At 70.1% G+C, this 21,244-nt stretch carries 23 protein-coding genes; 7 read left to right on the top strand and 16 right to left on the bottom strand.

Annotation, left to right across the window (positions count from 1 at the left end; all coding sequences use genetic code 11):
* The first annotated feature begins 44 nt into the window (after window positions 1–44).
* Window positions 45–1,727 (top strand): Ig-like domain repeat protein, encoded by a 1,683-nt coding sequence (locus tag ASC61_RS09050; protein ID WP_056211133.1) that lies wholly within the window; start codon window positions 45–47, stop codon window positions 1,725–1,727.
* Here ASC61_RS09050 and ASC61_RS09045 read toward each other — a convergent pair.
* Together ASC61_RS09045 and ASC61_RS09040 are read right to left on the bottom strand one after the other, a co-directional pair.
* Window positions 1,714–2,565 carry a DUF72 domain-containing protein gene (locus tag ASC61_RS09045; RefSeq protein ID WP_056211131.1) on the bottom strand — a complete coding sequence of 284 codons (852 nt, stop codon included), beginning with the start codon at window positions 2,563–2,565 and terminating at the stop codon, window positions 1,714–1,716. The two genes, ASC61_RS09050 and ASC61_RS09045, sit on opposite strands and share 14 nt — an antisense overlap.
* Window positions 2,566–2,571: 6 nt before the next feature.
* Window positions 2,572–3,198 (bottom strand): hypothetical protein, encoded by a 627-nt coding sequence (locus tag ASC61_RS09040; protein ID WP_056211129.1) that lies wholly within the window; start codon window positions 3,196–3,198, stop codon window positions 2,572–2,574.
* Between the two features lie 65 nt (window positions 3,199–3,263).
* Here ASC61_RS09040 and ASC61_RS09035 point away from each other — a divergent pair, with 65 nt between their 5' ends.
* Window positions 3,264–4,097, top strand: a complete 834-nt coding sequence (locus ASC61_RS09035; protein WP_056211127.1) for a DMT family transporter — start codon at window positions 3,264–3,266, stop codon at window positions 4,095–4,097.
* A gap of 128 nt (window positions 4,098–4,225) precedes the next feature.
* Here the strand turns inward: ASC61_RS09035 and ASC61_RS09030 are convergent, their stop codons facing one another.
* The 8 genes from ASC61_RS09030 to ASC61_RS08995 all read right to left on the bottom strand — a co-directional run bounded on the left by ASC61_RS09030 (window position 4,226) and on the right by ASC61_RS08995 (window position 10,608).
* Window positions 4,226–5,086 carry an Fpg/Nei family DNA glycosylase gene (locus ASC61_RS09030; RefSeq protein ID WP_056211125.1) on the bottom strand — a complete coding sequence of 287 codons (861 nt, stop codon included), beginning with the start codon at window positions 5,084–5,086 and terminating at the stop codon, window positions 4,226–4,228.
* Between the two features lie 24 nt (window positions 5,087–5,110).
* The gene (locus ASC61_RS09025; RefSeq protein ID WP_056211123.1) at window positions 5,111–5,572 is read right to left on the bottom strand and encodes a VOC family protein; all 462 of its coding nucleotides are present in this window, start codon (window positions 5,570–5,572) and stop codon (window positions 5,111–5,113) included.
* Window positions 5,573–5,618: 46 nt separating this feature from the next.
* Window positions 5,619–6,800 carry an Nramp family divalent metal transporter gene (locus tag ASC61_RS09020; protein ID WP_442854217.1) on the bottom strand — a complete coding sequence of 394 codons (1,182 nt, stop codon included), beginning with the start codon at window positions 6,798–6,800 and terminating at the stop codon, window positions 5,619–5,621.
* A 79-nt stretch (window positions 6,801–6,879) separates the two neighbouring features.
* A complete protein-coding gene (locus ASC61_RS09015; protein WP_200935415.1) occupies window positions 6,880–7,701 on the bottom strand; it encodes a sulfurtransferase in 822 nt (273 codons plus the stop codon).
* A gap of 209 nt (window positions 7,702–7,910) precedes the next feature.
* Entirely contained in the window at window positions 7,911–9,281 is a 1,371-nt protein-coding gene (locus ASC61_RS09010; protein WP_157439434.1) for a DEAD/DEAH box helicase, read from the bottom strand.
* 179 nt (window positions 9,282–9,460) lie between these two features.
* Window positions 9,461–9,739 carry a GNAT family N-acetyltransferase gene (locus tag ASC61_RS09005; protein ID WP_056211119.1) on the bottom strand — a complete coding sequence of 93 codons (279 nt, stop codon included), beginning with the start codon at window positions 9,737–9,739 and terminating at the stop codon, window positions 9,461–9,463.
* 14 nt (window positions 9,740–9,753) lie between these two features.
* Window positions 9,754–9,972 carry an SCO4848 family membrane protein gene (locus ASC61_RS09000; protein WP_056211117.1) on the bottom strand — a complete coding sequence of 73 codons (219 nt, stop codon included), beginning with the start codon at window positions 9,970–9,972 and terminating at the stop codon, window positions 9,754–9,756.
* A gap of 12 nt (window positions 9,973–9,984) precedes the next feature.
* A complete protein-coding gene (locus tag ASC61_RS08995; RefSeq protein WP_056211115.1) occupies window positions 9,985–10,608 on the bottom strand; it encodes a TOPRIM nucleotidyl transferase/hydrolase domain-containing protein in 624 nt (207 codons plus the stop codon).
* A gap of 67 nt (window positions 10,609–10,675) precedes the next feature.
* Between ASC61_RS08995 and ASC61_RS08990 the strand changes: the two genes are divergently transcribed.
* On the top strand, window positions 10,676–11,137 hold the full coding sequence (locus tag ASC61_RS08990; protein WP_056211113.1) for a group II truncated hemoglobin: 462 nt from the start codon (window positions 10,676–10,678) through the stop codon (window positions 11,135–11,137).
* On the opposite strand, the gene ASC61_RS08985 is transcribed toward ASC61_RS08990, so the two are convergent.
* Window positions 11,125–11,619, bottom strand: a complete 495-nt coding sequence (locus ASC61_RS08985; RefSeq protein WP_056211111.1) for a winged helix-turn-helix transcriptional regulator — start codon at window positions 11,617–11,619, stop codon at window positions 11,125–11,127. The two genes, ASC61_RS08990 and ASC61_RS08985, sit on opposite strands and share 13 nt — an antisense overlap.
* Before the next feature lie 95 nt (window positions 11,620–11,714).
* On the opposite strand from ASC61_RS08985, the gene ASC61_RS08980 reads away from it, so the two are divergent.
* Window positions 11,715–12,995, top strand: coding sequence for an MFS transporter (locus ASC61_RS08980; RefSeq protein ID WP_056211109.1), 1,281 nt, complete (start codon window positions 11,715–11,717; stop codon window positions 12,993–12,995).
* Window positions 12,996–13,070: 75 nt separating this feature from the next.
* On the opposite strand, the gene ASC61_RS08975 is transcribed toward ASC61_RS08980, so the two are convergent.
* Together ASC61_RS08975 and ASC61_RS08970 are read right to left on the bottom strand one after the other, a co-directional pair.
* Window positions 13,071–13,727, bottom strand: a complete 657-nt coding sequence (locus ASC61_RS08975; protein WP_056211108.1) for a response regulator transcription factor — start codon at window positions 13,725–13,727, stop codon at window positions 13,071–13,073.
* Entirely contained in the window at window positions 13,709–14,974 is a 1,266-nt protein-coding gene (locus tag ASC61_RS08970) for a sensor histidine kinase (protein ID WP_056211106.1), read from the bottom strand. Before ASC61_RS08970 ends, ASC61_RS08975 begins: the two co-directional genes overlap by 19 nt.
* A 133-nt stretch (window positions 14,975–15,107) precedes the next feature.
* On the opposite strand from ASC61_RS08970, the gene ASC61_RS08965 reads away from it, so the two are divergent.
* Window positions 15,108–15,875 (top strand): ABC transporter ATP-binding protein, encoded by a 768-nt coding sequence (locus ASC61_RS08965; protein ID WP_056211104.1) that lies wholly within the window; start codon window positions 15,108–15,110, stop codon window positions 15,873–15,875.
* Complete coding sequence (locus tag ASC61_RS08960) at window positions 15,872–17,782, top strand: FtsX-like permease family protein (RefSeq protein WP_056211102.1); 1,911 nt, start codon at window positions 15,872–15,874, stop codon at window positions 17,780–17,782. The genes ASC61_RS08965 and ASC61_RS08960 overlap by 4 nt, the downstream gene beginning before the upstream one ends.
* A gap of 81 nt (window positions 17,783–17,863) precedes the next feature.
* On the opposite strand, the gene purQ is transcribed toward ASC61_RS08960, so the two are convergent.
* The 3 genes from purQ to ASC61_RS08945 form a co-directional block, all read right to left on the bottom strand.
* Complete coding sequence (gene purQ, locus ASC61_RS08955) at window positions 17,864–18,535, bottom strand: phosphoribosylformylglycinamidine synthase subunit PurQ (RefSeq protein WP_056211101.1); 672 nt, start codon at window positions 18,533–18,535, stop codon at window positions 17,864–17,866.
* 79 nt (window positions 18,536–18,614) lie between these two features.
* Window positions 18,615–18,857 (bottom strand): phosphoribosylformylglycinamidine synthase subunit PurS, encoded by a 243-nt coding sequence (purS, locus tag ASC61_RS08950; protein ID WP_056211099.1) that lies wholly within the window; start codon window positions 18,855–18,857, stop codon window positions 18,615–18,617.
* Between the two features lie 64 nt (window positions 18,858–18,921).
* Window positions 18,922–20,478, bottom strand: coding sequence for a long-chain-fatty-acid--CoA ligase (locus tag ASC61_RS08945; protein ID WP_056211097.1), 1,557 nt, complete (start codon window positions 20,476–20,478; stop codon window positions 18,922–18,924).
* Window positions 20,479–20,597: 119 nt separating this feature from the next.
* On the opposite strand from ASC61_RS08945, the gene ASC61_RS08940 reads away from it, so the two are divergent.
* Window positions 20,598–21,188 (top strand): carboxypeptidase-like regulatory domain-containing protein, encoded by a 591-nt coding sequence (locus tag ASC61_RS08940; RefSeq protein WP_056211094.1) that lies wholly within the window; start codon window positions 20,598–20,600, stop codon window positions 21,186–21,188.
* The last annotated feature ends 56 nt before the right edge of the window (window positions 21,189–21,244 follow it).

Below are 21,244 nucleotides of genomic sequence, written 5' to 3'. Positions count from 1 at the left end.
CACCTCTGAGCGTCGGCCGACCCCCATCGATCAAAGGCTCATCCATGCGCCGCACCGTGCCCCTTCTCGCAGCGACCGCCATCGGAGCACTCACCGTCGGCTTCCTCGCCGCGCCCGCTCCGGCGGCCAACTACGACGGCGCAGTCCACCGGGTGCGGAACATCGCGCCCGGCACCGCCAAGGCCGACATCACCGAAGGTGCGGCGCTCGGATCACGGTTCGTCTTCGGGGCGTACAGCACCGACGCGATCGGAGCCGAGCCGTGGATCAGCGACGGCAGCACGGCCGGCACCAAGCTGCTCAAGGACATCAGCCCCGACCTCAACACCTCGTCCGACCCGAGCGGGTTCACGGCCTTCGACGGCAAGGTGTACTTCCAGGCCAACGACGGCGTGCACGGCATCAGCCTCTGGGCGACGAACGGCACCGCGGCCGGCACCACCCGGATCATGGACATCAAGCCGAACTTCAACACCGAGCCCCTCGAGATGGCCGTCGCCGGATCGAAGCTGTACTTCGTCGCCAACCCGACCGGCAGCACCGACCAGCTCTGGAAGCTGGCGGCCAAGCCTGCCATCGGACCTGCGGCGCCCCCGGCGCAGGTGTCGAACTTCAGCGGCTCGACAGGCATCGACAACCTCACGGCAGTGGGCACCAAGGTCGCGTTCGGCAGCAGTGCCAACGGGGACGGGTTCGAGCCCTGGATCAGCAGCGGCACCGGGCCGACGACGTTCTCGCTGGGCGACCTGTACTCGGGGAGCGGCAGCTCGAGCCCTGACCAGTTCACGGTGCTCGGCAGCAACATCCTGTTCACCGCCACCAACCCGACGTACGGCCTCGAGCTGTGGAAGTCGAACGGCACGCCGGACAACGCGGGCCTCGTGAAGAACATCTACCCCGGCTCCACCTCGAGCGTCCCGCGCAACCTCTTCGCGTACAACGGCAAGGTGCTGTTCGGCGCCACGTCGACGTCCGGTCCGCAGCTGTGGAGCACCGACGGGTCCGACGCGGGCACGACCGTCCTGGGCAACGTCCAGGGCGGCGGCTCGGACGCCAACCCGATCGGCTGGACGGTCTACGGCGGCTGGGTCTACTTCAGCGGATCGACCGCCGCGCTCGGTTCGGAGCTCTATCGCACCCGCGGAGTCGCGGGAGACGTGACCCTCGTCAAGAGCATCAACACCGGCACGAGCAACAGCTCACCGCGCGACCTGCGCGTAGTGGCCGGCAAGCTCTGGTTCACGGCAGCCGATGCCACGCACGGTGCGAGCCTGTGGCGTGCCAACGGCCTGATCGGCGGCGTCTCCCGCGTCAGCATGTCGAGCACCGGTGGCGTGCCGTGGAGCCCGACGATCCTCGGCCGCGTCGCGAACACGCTCTTCCTGGCCGGCGCGGACGCGGCGGCCGGCCGCGAGCTGTGGGCGTACACGACCAGGGCGTCGACGACCAAGGGCTACCCGAGCTCCTCGTACTCGCGATCGGCGGACAGCGGCCACCGCATCCGGGTCGCGATCAAGGTTCGTGCGACGGGGACCACCCCCACCGGCAAGGTCGTCCTCAAGCAGGGATCGACGATCGTCGGGACCGGGACCTTGTCCAGCGGCAACGCCAGCGTCCGCATCACCAAGAAGCTGGGCAAGGGCAGTCACCATGTGCGGGCGTACTACCTCGGCAGCGTCCGGGCCCGTACGTCGTACTCGACCTCGTTGACGATCAAGGTCCGCTAGTCCCCGGGCGCCATGGGCCGAGATCGGCGAGCCGCTCGATCAGGCTCATGGCGTCGAAGGGCGCGCGCACCTTCATGTCGTTGTCGAAGTAGGCGTACACGTCGGCGCCGGCCTCGGCCCAGCCGCGCATCAGCGCCGCCCACTCGTCGAGCGCCGCGTCGGAATAGCCGCTCGCGTAGAGCTCGGTGTCGCCGTGCAGGCGTACGTACGCGAAGTCGGCCGTCACCTCGCGGATCAACGGCCACTTGCCGGCGGTGTCGGCGACGACCAGCCCGATGTCGTGCTCGCGGAGCAGGTCGAGGAACTCCGGGGCGAGGAACGAGTCGTGCCGGACCTCGACGGCGTGGCGGATCGGCTGCTCCACAGGGGTGTCGAGGTAGGAGCGGCCCGCCACGCGCTCGTCATGCCGCGCACCGAGCGCCGCTGCCGCGGTCGTCGTGCGGGGCAGTCGCTCGAAGAAGCTCACGAGTCGTTCGGCGTCGAAGCCCAGCGTCGGCGGCAGCTGCCAGAGCACCGGACCGAGCTTGTCGGCGAGGGCCAGGGGGCCGGAGGCGAAGAAGTTGGCCAGCGGTGCGTCGACGTCGGCGAGCTTCTTCATGTGGGTGATGAACCGGCCGCCCTTGACGGCGAACACGAAACCCTCGGGCGTACGTTCCCGCCAGGCCTGATAGCTCTCGGGTCGTTGCAGCGAGTAGAACGAGCCGTTGATCTCGATGCTCGTCATCTTGCTCGCGGCGTACTCGAGCTCGTCCTTCTGCCGCAGGCCTTCGGGATAGAACACCTTGCGCCATGGCGCGTAGGTCCACCCCGAGATCCCGATCCTGATGGTGCCGGACACGACGGGTCAGAGGGATCCGGCGATGGTCCCGATCAGGGCGAACAACGCCACGACGATCGAGATCGGCACCAGCCAGAGTGCGGCGATCGTGATCGTGACGGTCGTGCCGATCCTCGGCGGCACGAAGTAGCGCGCGCGGGGCAGGTCGCCGACGCCGTCGATCCACCGGCCGGTCATCGACATGCCGCCCCAGGCACCCTTGAGCCGGTCGAAGAGCCGCCAGCCACCACCGCCGGCGACCCGCTCCAGCGCCCCTCGGGTCTCGTCGACCTTGTCGCTGAGGCTGATCGCGATGCCGAGCTCGGTGGCCAGCTTGTCCGGCTCCTCCACGGCCCGCAGGATCGCCCGGCGGCGGCCCCAGAACGCGCCGCTGACGACAGCCATCAGCACCCCCGCCACGAGCACGACGACGCGTACGCCACCGTCGGCGACCAGGCCGAGCGCCAGCGTGGCGGCGATGAACGGCACGGGGACGACCTGCAGGACCGCAGTGGGCAGTCGTAGCACGCGTACTGCGACGGCGATGACCCCGGCGACACGGTGCGCCACCTCGCCGGTCCGGTCGTCGACGCGCGAGGCGAACCCGCCGACGGCGGTGTTGGCCTGCGACCCGAACGACTTGGCGAACCTCATGCCTCAATCGTACGTAGCGATGCCAGCGGTCGCCCGTTGTCGGCGACCGCGCTTAGGCTGCGCAGGTGGCCATCGCTCTGTCCCTCCTGTCGGCGCTGTCCTATGGCGTCTCGGACTTCCTCGGTGGGATCTTCGCCAAGCGGTCGTCGCCGTGGCAGGTCGCGATCGTGGGCCAGACCTCGTCCGGCGTGCTCAGCCTGCTCGCCGCGGTCATCATCGCCGGGTCGCCGAGCAGCACCGACCTGACGTACGGCGCGCTGGCCGGCCTCGGCGGTGGGTTCGGTGTCGCGTTCCTCTACCGCGGGCTGGCGACGGCACGAATGGGGGTCGTCGCCCCGCTGTCCGCGATCGGCACGGCGTTGATCCCCGTCGCCGTCGGGCTCGCGACGGGCGACCGACCGTCCTGGACCGCGATGCTGGGCGTGGTGTTCGCGTTCCCGGCGATCGCGCTCATCTCGCGGGTCGACGACGGTGGCGGTGACGAGGCTCATCGCGGGGGCGTGGTCGACGGCATCCTCGCCGGCGTCGGGTTCGGCCTGCTGTTCACGTTCCTCGGCCAGGTCGGCGACGACGCCGGGCTCTACCCCCTCGCGCTCTCCCAGCTCACGTCGGTGCTCGGGGTCGTCGTCACCGCCACGGTCCTCGGACATGCGTGGGTGCCACGGGGTCGACGCGTCTGGGGCGCGGTGGTCATGGGACCGCTCGGCGCGACCGCCCAAGGGGCGTTCCTCTATGCGACGCACCACGGCCTGCTGTCGATCGTGTCGGTCATCTCGTCGCTCTACCCGGCGAGCACGGTGCTGCTGGCATCGGTGCTGCTGCGCGAGAGGATCCTGCGCTGGCAGGCCGTGGGCCTGGTCTTCGCCGCCCTGGCCGTGGGACTGGTCGCCGCAGGCTGACCGCCGGGCTGACCGCCGGGCTGCCCGCCAGGGCTACCCGCAGGGCTAACCGCCAACTTTTGAAGCCTTGCGCAGGAAAAACGCGACCTCAACCTGCGCAACGCTTCAAAACCCGGCGGGCGTCGCCCTCACTTGAGGAACTTGCTCGTCGTCCGGTCCTTCAAGGGCTTGCCGCCGGTCTGGCACGTCGGGCAGTACTGCAGCGCCGACTGCGAGTAGGTCACCTCGAGCACGGTGTCGCCGCACACGGGGCACTTCTCACCCGCGCGGCCATGGACCCGCATCCGCGTGCGCTTGTCGTCCTTGAGCTCCTCGGCCGGCTTGCCGCGCGCCTCCTCGACGGCCTCGCGGAGGATGTCCTGCACGGCGGCCTCCAGACGTACGATCTCGTCCTCCTTGAGGTTCTCGGCGATCGCGAACGGCGACAGCTTCGCCGCATGCAGGATCTCGTCGCTGTAGGCGTTGCCGACACCGGCGATGATCTTCTGGTCGCGCAGCAGCCGCTTGACCTGCATGCGTCGGGCCAACAGGGGGCGCAGCTCGAAGCCCGGCTCGAGCGGCTCAGGACCGAGGGCGGCGATACCGGGCACCTCGGAGGGGTCGCGGACGACGTACATCGCCAGGCCCTTGCGGGTGCCGGCCTCGGTGACGTCGAAGCCGATGTGCGGGCCGTCGCCACGGTCGAGGCGTACGCGGGCGGCGATGTTGCTGGCACCGAGCTTGAGCTTGGTGTCCGGCAGCTGCTCGGACCAGCGCAGCCAGCCCGCCTTGGCCAGGTGCACGATGATGTGGATGCCGTCGACGTCGATGTCGATGAACTTGCCGTGCCGGCTGGCACCCGTGACCGCGAGCCCCGACAGCGCGGAGACCGGTGGGTCGAACGTCTTCAGCACCGCGAACGACGCCAGCTCGATGCCGGCCACGACGGCGCCGGCGGTCTCCTTGTCGAGGAACTCGACCAGCGCATTGACCTCGGGAAGCTCAGGCATGAGTCCATGATCGGGGTTGGCGGGTCAGTTCTCCAGCGCCGGAGGGGTCAAGGCCGTGAGCGGATCGGCCACGAAGATGCAGAACGGGTGGCCGGCGGGGTCGGCGTAGACGTACAAGGGTTCGTCGGGATCGTCATGGCGGTCGAGGAGCAGCCGGGCGCCGAGCGCGAGGGCACGTGCGTGGTGGGCGTCGAGGTCCGCGATCGTGGCGACCGTGAGGTCGAGGTGCAGCTGCTGCGGCACGGGGCCCTCGGGCCAGGTCGCCTCGGGCAGCGACTCGACCTGCTGGAACGCGAGCTGCACGCCACCATCGCCGCCCCTCAGGACGAGCCAGTCGGTGCCCTGTGGATCCTGGCCGCCGGGCTGTGGTGGCTCGTCGCCGGCGCGATAGACCAGGCCGAGGAGCTGGCGATAGAACTCGGCCAGCGGGCGGATGTCGGTGCTGTCGAGCACGATGGATCGGACGGTGAGCGGGCCGGGACTCATGGCGTCAGCGTGCCACCGGCGATCGGCCGTCGCACGTCGACGCGGGTCAGCCGGTGAACGTCAGCCAGAGCAACGAGACGTTGAGGGCGATGACGATCGCGGCCACCACGCACGCCGCGGCCGTGGTGCGACGTGCGTTGACGTACTCGCCCATCACGTCGGTGCGTGCGGTCAGCACCACGAGCGGGACCAGCGCGAACGGGATGCCGATCGAGAGCACGACCTGGGAGATCACGAGCGCCCTGCTGGGCTCGGCGCCGAGGGCGAGCACGACGAGCGCCGGGATCAGGGTGACGACGCGGCGGACGAGGATCGGCAGCCGTACGCCCAGCAGACCCTTCATGACCTCCGCGCCGGCCGCGCTGCCGACCGAGGTCGAGGCCAGCCCGGACCCGAGCAAGGCGACCGCGAACAGCAGGGCGACGCCGGCGCCGAGCTCCGACGTCACCACCGCGTGGACTCCCTGCAGGGTGTCGGTGCCGGGCAGCCCGTCGAGGCTCGAGGCGGCGACGACGAGCAGCGACAGGTTGAGGATGCCGGCGAGGATCAACGCGAGCACGACATCGGTGCGGGTCGCCGACAGGAGCTCGCGCACGCTGAGCCCTTCGCCCCGGCGGTCGAGGCGGGTGATCGTGAGGCTCGAGTGCAGATAGATGACGTGCGGCATGACGGTCGCGCCGATGATGCCCGACGCGAGCAGGACGCTGTCGGTGCCGTCGAACGTCGGCAGCAACCCCGTCGCCAGGGGCCCGGCCTCCGGCGGGTCGACGAACAGGCCCGCCATGAACCCGACCGCGATCAACGCCAGGAACCCGACGATGACCCGTTCGAGCGTGTGCTGGCCGCGCAGGTCGCCGATGCGCAGGACGACCATGGCGACCGCGGCGGTGACGACGGCGCCCAGCTCGAGCGGCAGGTCGAACAGCAGGTTGAGGGCGATCGCGCCGCCCACGACCTCGGCGAGATCGGTCGCGATCGCGATCGCCTCGGCCTGGAGCCAGTAGGCGATGCGTGGCCCGGTCGGCAGCCGCTGACCCATGTGGCCGGCGAGCGACATCCCCGTCACCATGCCGAGCTTGGCCGAGAGGTACTGCACGAGCACCGCCATGACGTTGGCCATCACGACGACCCAGACCAGGGTGTAGCCGAACTTGGAGCCCGCCGTCACGTTGGTCGCGACGTTGCCCGGATCGACGTACGCCACGGCGGCGATGAACGCAGGGCCCAGCAAGCCGATCCGCGGCAGCCTGCCCTTGACCAACATGAGGCCCGAGATTACCGGCAGCGGGCGGGTGCTCCGCTCCCGGCTAGGGCGCCGTCCCTGTGTCGACCGGGCGGTCGTCGTGGTTGCTCCACTGCGACCACGATCCCGGATAGAGCGCAGCGTCGAACCCGGCGATCGCGAGCGCTGCGACCTCGTGGGCCGCGGTGACCCCGGACCCGCAGTAGGCCGCGACGTCGACCCCATCGCGTACGCCCAGCGCTTCGAAACGGCGGCGCAGCTCCTCGGCCGGACGGAAGCGGCCGGTGGCGTCGAGGTTGTCGGTCGTCGGAGCACTGATGGCGCCCGGGATGTGGCCCGCCTTGGGGTCGATCGGCTCGGTCTCACCGGCAAATCGCTCGGCGGCTCGCGCGTCGAGCAGCACCCCGGGATAGGACGCTGCACCGTCGATGTCGATCGTCTGGGCGTGCCCACCGTCGAGGGACACGTCGCCCGGCTCCGGCACGACGTCGTGGGTCTCCAGCGACCCGCCGGCGGCGACCCAGGCGCTCAGGCCGCCATCGAGCAGGCGTACGTCGTCGAAGCCGGCCCACCGGAGCAGCCACCACGCGCGGGCGGCCGCGAGGTTGCCGTTGTCGTCGTACGCCACGACGGTGTCGCCCTCGCGGATGCCCCATCGCCGGGCTGCAGCCTGCAGCGACTCGACCGACGGCAGCGGGTGCCGGCCGTCCTGGGGCTCGCCATGTGCCGCCAGCTCGGTGTCGAGACCGACGAACACGGCACCGGGCAGGTGGCCGGCGAGGTAGTCGTCATGACCCGGAGGGCCGCCCAGCTTCCAGCGGACGTCGAGCAGGACGACCCGCTCGGTCGAGGACATCAGCTCCGGCGCCTGGATCAGGATGCTCACGGCTTCAGCCTAGGCACCTCATCCCGCGCGACCCGCGGCGGTGGATCTGCCACCTTGTGCGGGGTCATTCGGTGGAGAATCCACCGCCGAAGCCTTTGAGGGTCATTCGGTGGAGAATCCACCGCCGAGGCCTGAGCGGGGCTGAAATGACTGGCGGCGCCACCCCCGGGCGTACCGGGGATGACGCCGCTGTCAGTCGTACGGGCGGTCTAGGAGGACGAGTAGACGCGCGTGGATCCGCCGGACCCACCGCTGCGACGACGTCCGCCGCCACCGCCACGGTTGCCTCCGCCACCTTGCGGACGTCCGCCACCGTTGCCACGGAAGCCGCCCTGGGGACGCCCTCCGCCGCGGTTCTGGCCGCCGCCGTTGCCCGAGGTGCGAGCACCCTGGCGTACGGACGACATGTGCGGGGCCTCGGTGCCGGCACCCGAGAGGGCCTCGGCCGTCATCGGTGACGGCGCCGTGCGGGCGTCGTGGTGACGCGCCGTGACGCCGGCCTTGTTCTGCAGCTGCATGACGTCGCGCAGGGCCTCGGGCGTCGTCATGGTGACGACGGATCCGGACTCCCCGGCACGAGCCGTGCGGCCCGAGCGGTGCTGGTAGGCCTTGTGCTCGGCCGGTGCGTCGTAGTGCACGACGAGACCGATGCGGTCGACGTGGATGCCGCGCGCGGCGACATCCGTGGCGACGATGACGCTGGCCCGGCCGCTGCTGAACGCCTCGAGGTTGCGCTCACGGTGACGCTGCGAGAGGTCACCGTGCATGTCGACGGCCTCGATGCCGTTCTGGGTCAGCTGGCGGGCGAGGCGCATGGCCCCGCGACGCGTGCGCGTGAAGACGATGCTGCGCGGGTTGGCGCGCAGCAGGTCGAACGCCGTCTTGGACTTCTCGGTCGCGGCGCTGACGAGCACGTGGTGCTCCATCGTGTCGACCGCGCTCTCGCCCGAGTCGACCTCGTGGAGGACGTGCTTGGGCAGGTGGCGCTTGACGAGCTTGTTGACGTCGCCGTCGAGCGTCGCCGACAGCAGCAGCCGCTGGCTCGACTCAGGCGTCTTGGTCAGCAGCGCGTCGATCGGCTTGTAGAAGCCGAGGTCGCACAGGTGGTCGGCCTCGTCGAGGACCGTGATCTCGATGTCGTCGAGCGTCATGCAGCGACGGTCGAGCAGGTCGGTCAGACGGCCGGGAGTGGCGATGACGATGTCGACGCCGTTGCGGAGCGTGCTGATCTGCTTGTTGATCGGCACGCCGCCGTAGACCGTGGTCAGGCGGAGGCCCATCTTCTGCGCGAGCGGCTCCATGGCCGTACGCACCTGGGTCGCGAGCTCACGGGTCGGGAGCAGGATCAGGCCACGGGGGGCCTTGGGGCGGCTCGTGCGACCGGCGAGCCGGACGAGGACCGGAAGGCCGAAGGCCAGGGTCTTGCCGGAGCCGGTGCGCGCGCGGCCCAGCACGTGGCGTCCCGCGAGCGCATCGGGGATCACCGCCTGCTGGACGGGACTGGGGTTGACGATCTCCTGGCGAGCCAACGCGGATACCAGCGAGGCGGGGAGGTCGAGGGAGGAAAAGGTGGGCAGCACAGAGCTGCCTTCAGGCTGATTCAAGGAACTCACAGACGATTCGGGATGAATGCCCGATATCCATTTCACGCACGATGCGCTACTTCGTCGGGCCGGAACAGCACCGGACTGGCGCGTTCACGTATTCACATTCTAGCAGTTCGTTGCCTCGCCCAACGAATCGCGCGGTGTGCGCGTGGTCACGCCAACAGGTCTTGGTAGTCCGGGTGCTTCTCGACGAACCGTGCGACGTACGGGCAGGTCGCGATGATCTTCTTGCCGCGCACGCGGATGTCGTCGAGGGCACCGGTGACCAGCTGCGACGCGAGGCCCTGGCCTTCGAACTGGTCGAACACGACGGTGTGCGGGAACGTGACGACGTCGCCGTCCTCGAATGCCTGGGTGAAGCCGGCGAGGATGCCGTCGACGTGGATCTCGTAGCGGTCCTTGTCGGCGTTGTGGGTGACCTGGTTGCTCATACGTGCGTCAACGCTCAGAACAGCGTGACGATTCCGAGCACGCCGACAGCGACGGCGAGCGCCAGTGAGATCCCGATGAGGATCGTGTGGACGCGCAGGAACGTCGTGGCGTTGCCGGCGGCGTCGCGCGACCGCTCGTCCTTGCGTACGCGCTTGAGGAACGGCGGCCAGATGACGAAGTTCCAGACCGCGGTGACGATGAGCACGAGCGACCAGGCGACGGGAAGATCCATGCGCCCAGTGTCTCAGCCGCGCTCCGTGAGCCTGACGAGCAGGTCGTCGAGAGGCCTCGGCACACGGTCGAGGTCCAGCGCATCGACGAGCGCCCGGCCGTACTGCTCCTTGCGCCCGCTGTGCGTCCCCATGAACCGGTGCAGGCGCTGCTCGTCGCTGCGTTCCCGCTGTGCGGGCTGCTGACGGAAGACGTCGTACGCCCGGGTCTCGCCCTCGAGTGCGATGACCTGCTCGACCGCCGCCGCCCCGAGGGCACGGATGAGCTCACCCTCGAGGTCGGGCTCGCACACGAAGAAGCCGTCGAGCCCGAGTCCGGCCCGGGCGAGGGCCCGTTCGAAGAATCCCAGCTCCGCGCGATCGCACAGCCCCGCGATCGAGGTGCCGAGGCCGTGTGGACCGAGGACGTCGACGAACCGGCGGATGTTGGTCGCCCCGCCCATCGGCACGACGCACACCCCCTCGGCCCCGAGGTCACGGCCACGGCGTACGGCCAGGCGCTCGACCGCCGCCTGGTCGCTCACGCCCTCGACGAGCGCGACCACGCGCAGCCCCGCGGCGAGCTCCGGCACGGCAGCCCCGTCGCCGCCCGAGGCCCACGCGACGAGCGCGTCGCGAAGGCGGGTCAGGTCAGGCACAGGATCAGTCTGCCCGGTGGAGTCAGTCTGTCGGGCTACGATCGCGACACTGGAGCAAGGAGAGCCGATGACCGCGACCCCGACGCTGTACGACTGGTGCGGCGGCTACGACGGCCTGCTGCGCCTGACCGAGGTGTTCTACGACCGGGTGCTCGCCGATCCGGTGCTCGAGCCGGTGTTCCGCCACATGGGCGCACAGCATCGCGAGCACGTCGCGCTGTGGCTCGGCGAGGTGTTCGGCGGGCCGACGACCTACACCGACCAGCTGGGCGACTATCCCAGCATGCTGCGCCACCACATCGGGCTGGCCATCACCGAGGAGCAACGCGCGCGGTGGGCCGGACTCATCGCGGCGAGCGCCGACGAGGCCGGCCTGCCCGACGACCCTGAGTTCCGCTCGGCGTTCGTCGCCTACGTCGAGTGGGGCACCCGGATCGCCAAGGCCAACTCGGCTGCAGGCGCGACACCCCCGCCCGAGCTGCCCACGCCGCGGTGGGGCTGGGGCGAGGCACCGCCCTACGAGGGCTGAGCTGCGCCGACCAGGCGCTCGCGGGTCGCCTTCCAAGGCTTGTCCCAGCTGACGTCGCCGGGGCGGAGCACGTCGCCGCACTCGCTGCAGACGTCGGCTGTCGTCGTCTCGGCGCCGCACGTCTCGTGGATGACCGCCATGTGTGCGCCGCCTTCGGGCATCCGCGTGTGCTTCTCAGCCCAGATCGACACGGCGTGCATGATCGGCAGGAGGTCGGCGCCGGCGTCGGTCGCGACGTACTCGAAGTGCGTTCGCCGGTCGGCGCGGTACTCGACCTTGCGCAGCAGCTCCTCGTCGACGAGCAGCCGAAGCCGGCGGCTCAGGACCGCGTCGGAGATGCCGATGCTGTCGCGGATCTCGTCGAACCGGCAGCGCCCGTGCAGGACCTCGCGCATGATCAGCATGATCCACGGATCGCCGAGCACGTCGAGTCCCCGGCGTACGGGACACAGGTCCTCGGACCAGTCGGATCGCAGTGGCATGATGCACCTCGGTTTTGGCTGGATTTCGGCTTGCTTGAGGAAAGCCAGCACCAGTATGGTCGACCAGGCAACTTTCCTCAAGAAAGTCAGGAACCATGACCCGTACGCGCATCCACCCGGCCTGGCTCGTCGCCGTGACGGCGTTCGTCGCGCTGGTCGGTGCCGCCGGCTTCCGCGCCGCACCGGGTGCGCTGTTCGTGCCGCTGCACGACGAGTTCGGCTGGTCGACGAGCATCATGTCGCTCGCGGTCAGCATCAACCTGCTGCTCTACGGGCTCACTGCGCCGTTCGCCGCGGCACTGATGGACAAGTTCGGGATCCGCAAGGTCACCACGGTGGCGCTGTTGATGGTGTCGCTGGGCAGCGGCCTCACGGTGTTCATGACCGAGTCGTTCCAGCTGCTCATCACGTGGGGCGTGCTGATCGGGCTCGGCACGGGCTCGATGGCGATGGTGTTCGCCGCGACGATCGCCAACCGCTGGTTCATCGAGCGGCGCGGCCTCGTCATGGGCATCCTCACGGCCGGCGGAGCGACGGGCCAGCTGGTGTTCCTGCCGATCGTCGCCGCCCTCGCCGAGAACGTCGGTTGGCGCACGGCGTCGCTGACGATCGCCTGCGCCGCACTGCTGGTCGTACCCCTGGTCATCCGGTTCATCGGTGACTTCCCGGAGGACCGCCACCTCGCACCGTACGGCGCGCCGGCCGACTGGCTGCCGCCCGTACGGGAGACCGGTGGAGCGGCCAAGCGGGCGACCGATGCGCTGCGCGCCGCCGCCCGCGTGCCGGCGTTCTGGGCCCTCGCCGCCGCGTTCGCGATCTGCGGTGCGACGACCAACGGCCTGGTCGGCATCCACTTCATCCCGTCGGCGCACGACCACGGGATGGACCAGACCACGGCGGCGGGCCTGCTGGCGGTCGTCGGCATCTTCGACATCGCCGGCACGGTGGCGTCGGGCTGGTTCACCGACCGCTACGACCCCCGGATGCTGCTCGTCGGCTACTACGCGTTCCGCGGGGTCGGGCTCGTCCTGCTGCCGACGCTGCTGTCGTCGAGCGTACGGCCGAGCATCGTCGCGTTCGTCGTGATCTACGGACTCGACTGGGTCGCGACGGTGCCGCCGACCGTGGCGCTGTGCCGGGAGATCTTCGGCGAGCAGGGCACGATCGTGTTCGGCTGGGTGTTCGCGGCGCACCAGTTCGGCGCCGCTGCTGCCGCCCTGGTCGCCGGAGTCATCCGGGACCAGACCGGGAGCTACTCGCTGGCGTGGTTCGGCGGTGCCGGGCTGTGTGCCGTCGCCGCCGTGCTGTCGTGGATCCTCGGCTCGTCCCGCAAGCGCGCCGCCGTACGAGAGTCCCTCACGCCCGTTCCCATGTGACGTCCTCGCTGGGACTGACGTCTCTGTTGCGACACGCCGTGCTGGCCCAGCAGAAACGTCAGTCCCAGCGGGGGCTCAGCCCCGCAGGTAGGTGAGGACGGCGGAGACGCGGCGATCGTGGTCGTCGCCGAGCTCGAGCTTGGCGAAGATGCTGCCGACGTGCTTGCGCACGGCCGCGTCGCTGACGAACAGCGCCTCGGCGATCGACCCGTTGGTACGCCCTTCGGCCATCAACGCCAGCACCTCCCGCTCGCGGGCGGTCAGCGCGGCGAGCGGCCCGTCGTCGCTCCGGCGAGCCAGCAGCTGACGGACGACCTCGGGGTCGACGACGGTCTGCCCGTCGACGACCTGGTCGAGGCTCGCCAGGAAGTCCGCGACCCGGCCGACCCGGTCCTTGAGCAGATAGCCGATGCCCGCGGTCCCCGCGGAGTCCATCAGCGCGGGGAGATAGGCGTCGGCGACGTACTGCGACAGCACCAGGATCGGCAGCGCCGGCTGCTCCTCGCGGATCGCAGCGGCGGCACGGAGCCCCTCGTCGGAGTGCCCCGGCGGCATGCGTACGTCCGTGATCACCACGTCGGGCGGATCAGCCCGGACGGCGGCGACCAGCTCGTCGGCGTCGGTCGCACTCGCCACGACCTCGTGACCCGCGCGCTCGAGGATGCCGACCAGCCCTTCCCGGAGCAGCGCCGAGTCCTCGGCGAGGACGATCCTCAGCGGTCGACGTGCCATGGGCTCTCCATCCGCAGATCGGTCGGTCCCCCGTCGGGGCTCGTGACGCTCAGCGTGCCACCCAGCGCGTCGAGGCGGGTGACCAGACCGGACAGGCCGGACCCCTCGCCGACGACCGCGCCACCGCGACCGTCGTCACTGACGACGAGCACCAACGCGTCACCGGCTCGTCTGGCATGGATCGCGGCGCTCCGCGCCTGCGCGTGCTTGGCGACGTTGGCGAGCCCCTCGCTGACGACGAAATAGGCCGCGGCCTCGACCTGCGCCGGCGGGCGCTCGTCGAGGGAGACGTCGACGCGTACGGGGATGGGCATGCGGTCGGCGACCTCACGGATCGCGGCGCCGAGCCCGAGGTCGGTGAGGACGCGGGGATGCACGCCGCGGACGACCTCGCGCAGGTCCGCGAGGGCCGCCTCGGCCTCGCTGTGCGCCTGGCGCACGAGCGCGAGTCCTTCGCCCTCGGGCACGTCGAGCTCGGCACGACCGAGCAACATGGTCAGCGCGACCATGCGCTGCTGCACCCCGTCGTGCAGGTCGCGCTCGATGCGCTTGCGCTCGGTCTCGAACGCGTCGACGAGCTCGATCCGCGATCGGCGCAGCTCCGTGACGCGGGCCTCGAGCTCCTCCTCGCGAGGACTCAGGAGGATCCGCGCCAGCGACGACTGCGCCGCGGCCAGGACCGTCACCACGTACGCGCCCAGGAGCAGTCCGACCGGGGTCGCGATGATCGCGAACGGCACCGCTTCACGGGTCGAGTCGAGCTGCCACCACAGCATGCCGACGGTGTCGAAGTGGGCCAGCAACGGCGACAGCAGCGACACCACGACGACGGTGACGACCAGCACCGCGACGAGCAGGTCGACGATCCACAGGGCGAGTGCGAGGAGCACGGCGTAGCCCAGCGCGCGCCACGACGCAGCATCGCGCGGGGTCCGCCACCACGGTGTCCCCGAAAGCTCCGGCGCCGCGGGCTCCCCCAGCATCAGGGGCAACCGGCGGCGCTCCACCACGGCGATCATCGCCCCGAGCTTCGGCAGCGCGCCGAGGATGAACAACCCGATGACGAGCGGCGTCGTCACGATGCCCACGCCGATCGTCACGAAGAACCCGACGAGCGACACGAGCCCGACGACGGCGCCGCTCAGCAGGTAGGCGAGCGAGCGCCACGGCCACGGCGAGAGCACGAGGCGCACCGGGTTGCCGCCGACGGCCGACCACACCGGGGAGGTACGCGTCGCGGAGGTCATGATGACCCAGCGTAGGGGTGCGATGCGCTGGTGACAGTGACCTCAGGTCCACTCCTGGCGGTATCGCGTGCGCTACCCCAAGAGTGGTTCGCAGGCCAGAGACGACGCGGCTCTGCGGCGATGTCATGGAGTCATGACAACTCTCACCGATCCCGAGCCCGGCCGAACCACCACGCGCACCGACGCCGTCGTCCTTGACGGCGTGACCAAGACGTACACGTCGAAGGCCGGCAAGGTCGACGCGTTGCGCGGCATCACCCACACGTTCGGCGCCTCAACGTTCACCGCTGTCATGGGCCCGTCAGGGTCCGGCAAGTCGACGCTGCTGCAGTGCGCGGCCGGCCTCGACCGGCCCACGAAGGGCACGGTCCTGGTCGCCGGCACGGACCTGGCGAAGCTCAACGAGGTCGAGCTGACCACGATGCGCCGCTCGACGATGGGCTTCGTCTTCCAGTCCTACAACCTGCTGCCCGCCCTCACGGTGTTCGACAACGTCGCCCTGCCCCTGCGGCTCGCGGGCGTACGACCCCGTCGCCGCGACGTCCTCGCGGCGCTCACCGACGTCGGCCTCGACGGCCACCACGGGCGCCGGCCGGCCGAGCTGTCGGGCGGTCAGCAGCAACGCGTCTCGATCGCCCGCGCCCTGATCGCGCAGCCGCAGGTCGTGTTCGCCGACGAGCCGACCGGCGCCCTCGACCGTACGACCAGTCACCAGGTGCTCGAGCTGCTGCGGCGCTCGGTCGACGAGCACGGCCACACGATCGCGATGGTCACGCACGACCCGGTCGCGGCGTCGTACGCCCACTCGGTGATCTTCCTCGAGGACGGCCTGCTCGTCGGACACCTGCAGCACGGCACCGCGACCCAGATCGCCGCGATGATGAGCGAGCTCGAACGATGATGCTCCTCGACCTCAGCCGGCACACCGTGCGGCGCAACATCGCCCCGTACGTCGGATCGTTCGTCGCGCTGTTCCTCGGCGTCACCTTGATCGCACTGACGGTCGAGATGATCACCGCGGTCGCCGAGGCCACGTCGCGGCTCGAGCCCGGCGACACCAGGACCCGGCTGCAGCTCGACGACCTGGCCTCGATGTTCGGCGTGATGTCCGGCTTCTCCGGGTTCATCGCGATCTTCGTGGTCGCCAGCACGTTCTCGTTCGTCGTGTCCTCGCGGCGGCGCGAGCTCGGTCTCCTGCGGCTGGTCGGCGCCACGCCGCGTCAGGTCCGCCGGATGATCCTCGGGGAGTCGCTGATCGTCGCGGCCGTCGCCTCGCTCGCCGGCTGCGTGTTCGCCCACCTCATCACCCCGCCGACGCTCTGGCTGGCGCACGAGCGAGGCCTGACGCCGATGAAGCTGGACCCGCCGAGCTTCTGGCCCACCCTCGCCATCGCCTTCCCGCTCGGCGCCGTCGTCGCCCTGATCGGCGCGCGATCCGCCGCACGGCGCGCGTCGAGGATCCCGCCGGTCGACGCGATGCGGGAGGCCGCGGTCGAACGCCGCCGGATGGGATTCTGGCGACTCGTCGTCGGGCTCCTCTGCCTCGGCGGTTCCCTCACCATGCTCGTCACGATGGGCGCCGTCACCGGCGAGCTGTCCCTCGTCCTCGGCATCTTCGCGCCGGAGATGCTCGTCATCTCGGCGGTCTGCTTCGGTCCGTGGCTGTTCCCGGCGCTCGCGCGACTCATCGCCTGGCCGCTGGTACGCCGTGGTGACGTGACGATCCGGCTGGCGCGCGACAACGTCGCGGCCTCGGCGAAGCGCACCGCGTCGCTGGCGGCACCGACGCTCGCGATCTCGGCCATCGGCGGATCGCTGCTGCTGACCCTCGGCATCGCCGCGGACTGGGACCACGCGATCAACCAGCAGTACCTCAACGCCCCCGTCGTCGTCCAGGGCGGCGAACGTACCGGCACGGCGCTCGCGACCTCGCCGGCCGTCAAGGTCGCCGACGCCAGCGCGTCGACCAGCATCACGCTGATCGACCGCGAGGGCGAGCGGGAGCTCGAGGACGCGCAGACGGTCGACGTCGCCAGCGCGGTCGCGGCCCGAGGGCTGACTGCCGTCAGGGGATCACTCGGTGATCTGCACGGCCACACGATCGCCATGTCCGAGTCGTACGCGTTCGACAGCGGCTATCGCCTCGGCAGCACGATGCGGGTCGCCTTCGGCCACAGCAAGCCGGTCGACCTCAAGGTCGTGACGGTCGTGAAGTCGGCGCCGTCGCTCTACGGCGATCTGCTGCTGCCGCCGGGGCTGGTCGCGGCGACGCCCGACCGGTGGTTCGTCATCCCCCAGCCGGGTGTCGCCGACCCGGTCTCGACGATCAACGCGTCGCTGCGCGGGACCTCGGGCCACGCCGAGTCGGCCGACGCTTGGCTCGCCGCGACCGATGCCGACCTGCGCAAGAACAACACGTTCGCGCTGTGGGTGCTGCTCGGCCCGTCGGGGTTCTACGCCGCGCTGGCGATCGCCAACACGTTGTTGATGGGCAGCCTGCAGCGGCACCGCGAGTTCGTCGCGACACGGCTGATCGGCGCGACGGAGCGGCAGGTCCGCAAGGTCGTCCTCTGGGAGTCCGCGCTCGTGACCGCCGCAGCGCTGGCGATGGGCGCGATCATCAGCGCGACGGTGGCGGTCCTGGTCGGCCGGTCCCTGGGCAGCGGCCTCGACGGCATGCCGATCGACATCCCGTGGCTCGGCCTGGGCGCGATCGGCGCGACGTGCCTCGCCATCGCGACGGTCGCTGCGGTCGCTCCGACAACCTTCATGCTGCGCCGGGTGCATCCCTCCCAGGCCGCGGAGTAGCCCGTCCTTCGCTGGGAGTGACGAGTTGCAGGCGACACGCCGGTCTGAGCCTGCAACTCGTCACGCTCAGCGAGGCCTGGGTCAGGCGGAGGTGAGGGTGGCCAGCGCCGAGGTGAAGAGAGCGAGACCGTCGGTGCCGGGTCCGGTGAGGTCCTCGACCGCGTGCTCGGGGTGCGGCATGAGCCCGACGACGTTGCCGCGCTCGTTGGTGATGCCGGCGATGTCGCGCAGCGAGCCGTTGGGGTTGACGTCGACGTAGCGGAACACGACCTGGCCCTCACCCTCGAGGCGGTCGAGCGTGTCCTCGTCGGCGACGAAGCCGCCCTCGCCGTTCTTGAGCGGGATGACGATCTCGTCGCCCACCGACAGGCCGGAGGTCCAGGCGGTCGTGGAGCTCTCGACCTTGAGGGTCTGGTCGCGGCAGATGAACGTGCGGTGGTCGTTGCGGATCAGGGCGCCGGGCAGCAGGTGCGACTCGCAGAGGATCTGGAAGCCGTTGCAGATGCCGAGCACCGGCATGCCGCCCTGCGCCGCGGCGATGACCTCGGTCATCACGGGCGCGAAACGGGCGATCGCACCGGCGCGGAGGTAGTCGCCGTAGGAGAAGCCGCCCGGCAGGATGACCGCGTCGACGCCCTTGAGGTCATGGTCGCCGTGCCACAGCGCGACGGGCTCGCCACCGGCGATGCGTACGGCGCGCTGCGCGTCGACGTCGTCCAGGGACCCCGGGAACGTGACGACGCCGATCTTCATGCGCGACCCCCTGCGGAAAGTGCAGCATGCAGGAGATCCCGCATGAATCGCCCTGGTTGGTTCACTCGCTGGCGCTCGCTCACTGATCAACCCTGACGGAGTAGTCCTCGATGACCGGGTTCGACAGCAGGGTGCCGGCCAGGGCGTGCACCTCGGCTAGGGTGGCCTCGTCGACCACCTCGACCTCGAGCTCGAACCGCTTGCCCTGGCGCACGTCCGTCACGGCGTGGTAGCCGAGGCGCGGCAGTGCGCCGTGTACGGCCTTGCCCTGCGGGTCGAGGATCTCGGGTTTGGGCATGACATCGACGATGACGCGGGCCACGGACGCTCCTTGAGTGGTCGGTGCCCTCAGTCTATCGGTGTCACCGCGGTCCTCGGACCCGCGTTCAGGACAGCTCGCGCTTGAGGATCTTGCCGGTGCTGGTCATCGGCAGCTCGTCGCGGAACTCCACGACGCGCGGGTACTTGTAGGCCGCGAACTGCTCCTTGCCCCACGCCACCAGATCGGCCTCCGCGACGTCGTCGTGGTCCTTGGTCTTGACCACGACGGCCTTGATCTCCTCGCCGTGCGACTCGTGCGGGACGCCGATGACCGCGACGAGCGACACCGCCGGGTGCTCCATGAGGACTTCCTCGATCTCCCGCGGGTAGACGTTGAATCCACCGCGGATGATCATGTCCTTGGAGCGGTCGACGATGTAGTAGAAGCCGTCCTCGTCCTTCTTGGCCAGGTCACCGGAACGGAACCAGCCGTCGCGGATCGCCTCGGCGGTGGCCTCGGGCCGGTTGTAGTAGCCCTTCATGACGTTGTGGCCCTTGATCGCGATCTCCCCGACCGCGTCCGGACCCGGTTCGACGTCCGACCAGTCGTCGTTGATCAGCTTCATCTCGACACCGGGGATCGGCACGCCGATCGAGCCGACCCGCGGCTCCTCGCCGAACCGCGAGAACGACGCCACCGGCGAGGTCTCCGACAGCCCGTAGCCCTCCAGGATCGTGACCCCGAACCGCTCCTTGAACTGGCGGTGGATGTCGACCGGCAGCGCCGAGCCGCCCGCCGCCGCGACCCGCAGGTTCTTCGCCAGCGTCTCCACGTCCACCGTGTCGTCGAGCGCACCCAGGAGTCCCCAATACATCGTCGGGACACCCGCGAAGAACGTCACGCCGTTGGCCAGCATGAGCTTCAACGCCGACTGCGCCTCGAACCGCGGCAGCATCACCACGGTCCCGCCGTACGCCATCGAGCCGTTCTGGATCACGGTCTGCCCGAACGAGTGGAACAACGGCAGCACGCACAGGTAGGTGTCCGGGCGCGACTCGTCCGCACCGAACAGGTCCTTGCCGGCCAGGGCGTTGTCGCGCATGTTGCGGTGCCGCAGCTCGGCGCCCTTGGGCTGACCCGTCGTGCCGGACGTGTAGAGGATGACGGCGGTGTCGTCGTCATCGCGCTCGACCGTCGCGAACGTCGGCGGCTGCTGCGCCACGAGCGGCCCGTAGAACTCCGGCGGCTCCATCGGCTCCGGCTGCTGGGAGTCCAGCTTGATGAGGAAGAACTCCGTGCAGGACTCGGTCGCCTGGAAGCCCTCCCACGCCGCCTCGCCGATCGGCAGGTCGGGCGTGCCCTCGAACGCGAAGTACGCCTTGGCGTCCGAGTCCGCCAGGTGATAGGCCACCTCGCGGCCCTTGAGCAGCACGTTCAGCGGCACCACGGTGGCGCCGGCCTTGAGGATGCCGAAGTAGATGATCGTGAAGTAGGGCAGGTTGGGGCACGACAGCGCGACCTTGTCGCCCGGCTCGATGCCACGCGCCACCAAGAGGTTCGCCACCTGGTTCGCAGCACCGTTGACCTGCGCATACGTCAACCGGGTGTCGCCGAAGACGATCGCCGTGCGGTCGGCGTACTTCTCGGTCGACTGCTCCAACAAGGCGGCGAGATTGGCCACGGGTCTCCTCCAGGTGTGACGGGCCTCTCACCATACCCGCAGTATCTGGACGCCGGGGACAACCTTCCGGGCACCAGCGGCATCTAACCCTCGACACCACTTCGAGCTGAGGGGAAAGCATGACCGCTCCCGTAGGACTGACCACGACACTCGCGCCGTCCACCGTTGCCATCACGGGCACGATCTCCGACCCGGAGGGCTACCCGCTGGCCGGGATCCTCGTCGCTCTGTTCGCCAACGGCCGCGACGAGGGCGTCCGCGTGGAGACCGCCACCACGGACGACATCGGCGGATACCGATTCACCCGCATCCACACCACGGTCGGCGACGACTACCGGGTCGAGACCACGGACCCTTCGGGCGCCCATGTCTTCTCCCGATCGATCGTCACGATCACCTCCGGGCCGACGACCACGCATCACCGGACGGTCCAGGTCGCCGGCCACATCCAGGGCACGGTCACGACCCGGGACGCCCACCGTCTGCAGTCCGGCACGGAGGTGTGCGTGACCGCGAGCGGCGTGGGCGCCGTCCACGCCGTGAACGTCTCGGCCAGGGGCAGGTTCCGCATCGGCGGACTCCCAGCGGGGGAGTACGCCCTGACGTTCCACGACAGCAACCCGAGGTCCGCCGCCGCCCCGCCCGTCCTCGTCACCGTCGCAGCCGGCCGCACGACGACGATCGAGGACCAGGTGCTGCCACCCCGGTGACAACCTTTTCGGCCGGCCGAGCATCTCTCCTCACGACATCACCGAACCCGAGGGGG

This window comes from Aeromicrobium sp. Root344, assembly GCF_001425755.1.
GTDB lineage: Bacteria > Actinomycetota > Actinomycetes > Propionibacteriales > Nocardioidaceae > Aeromicrobium.
This window is presented reverse-complemented; position numbering and strand designations above follow the sequence as displayed.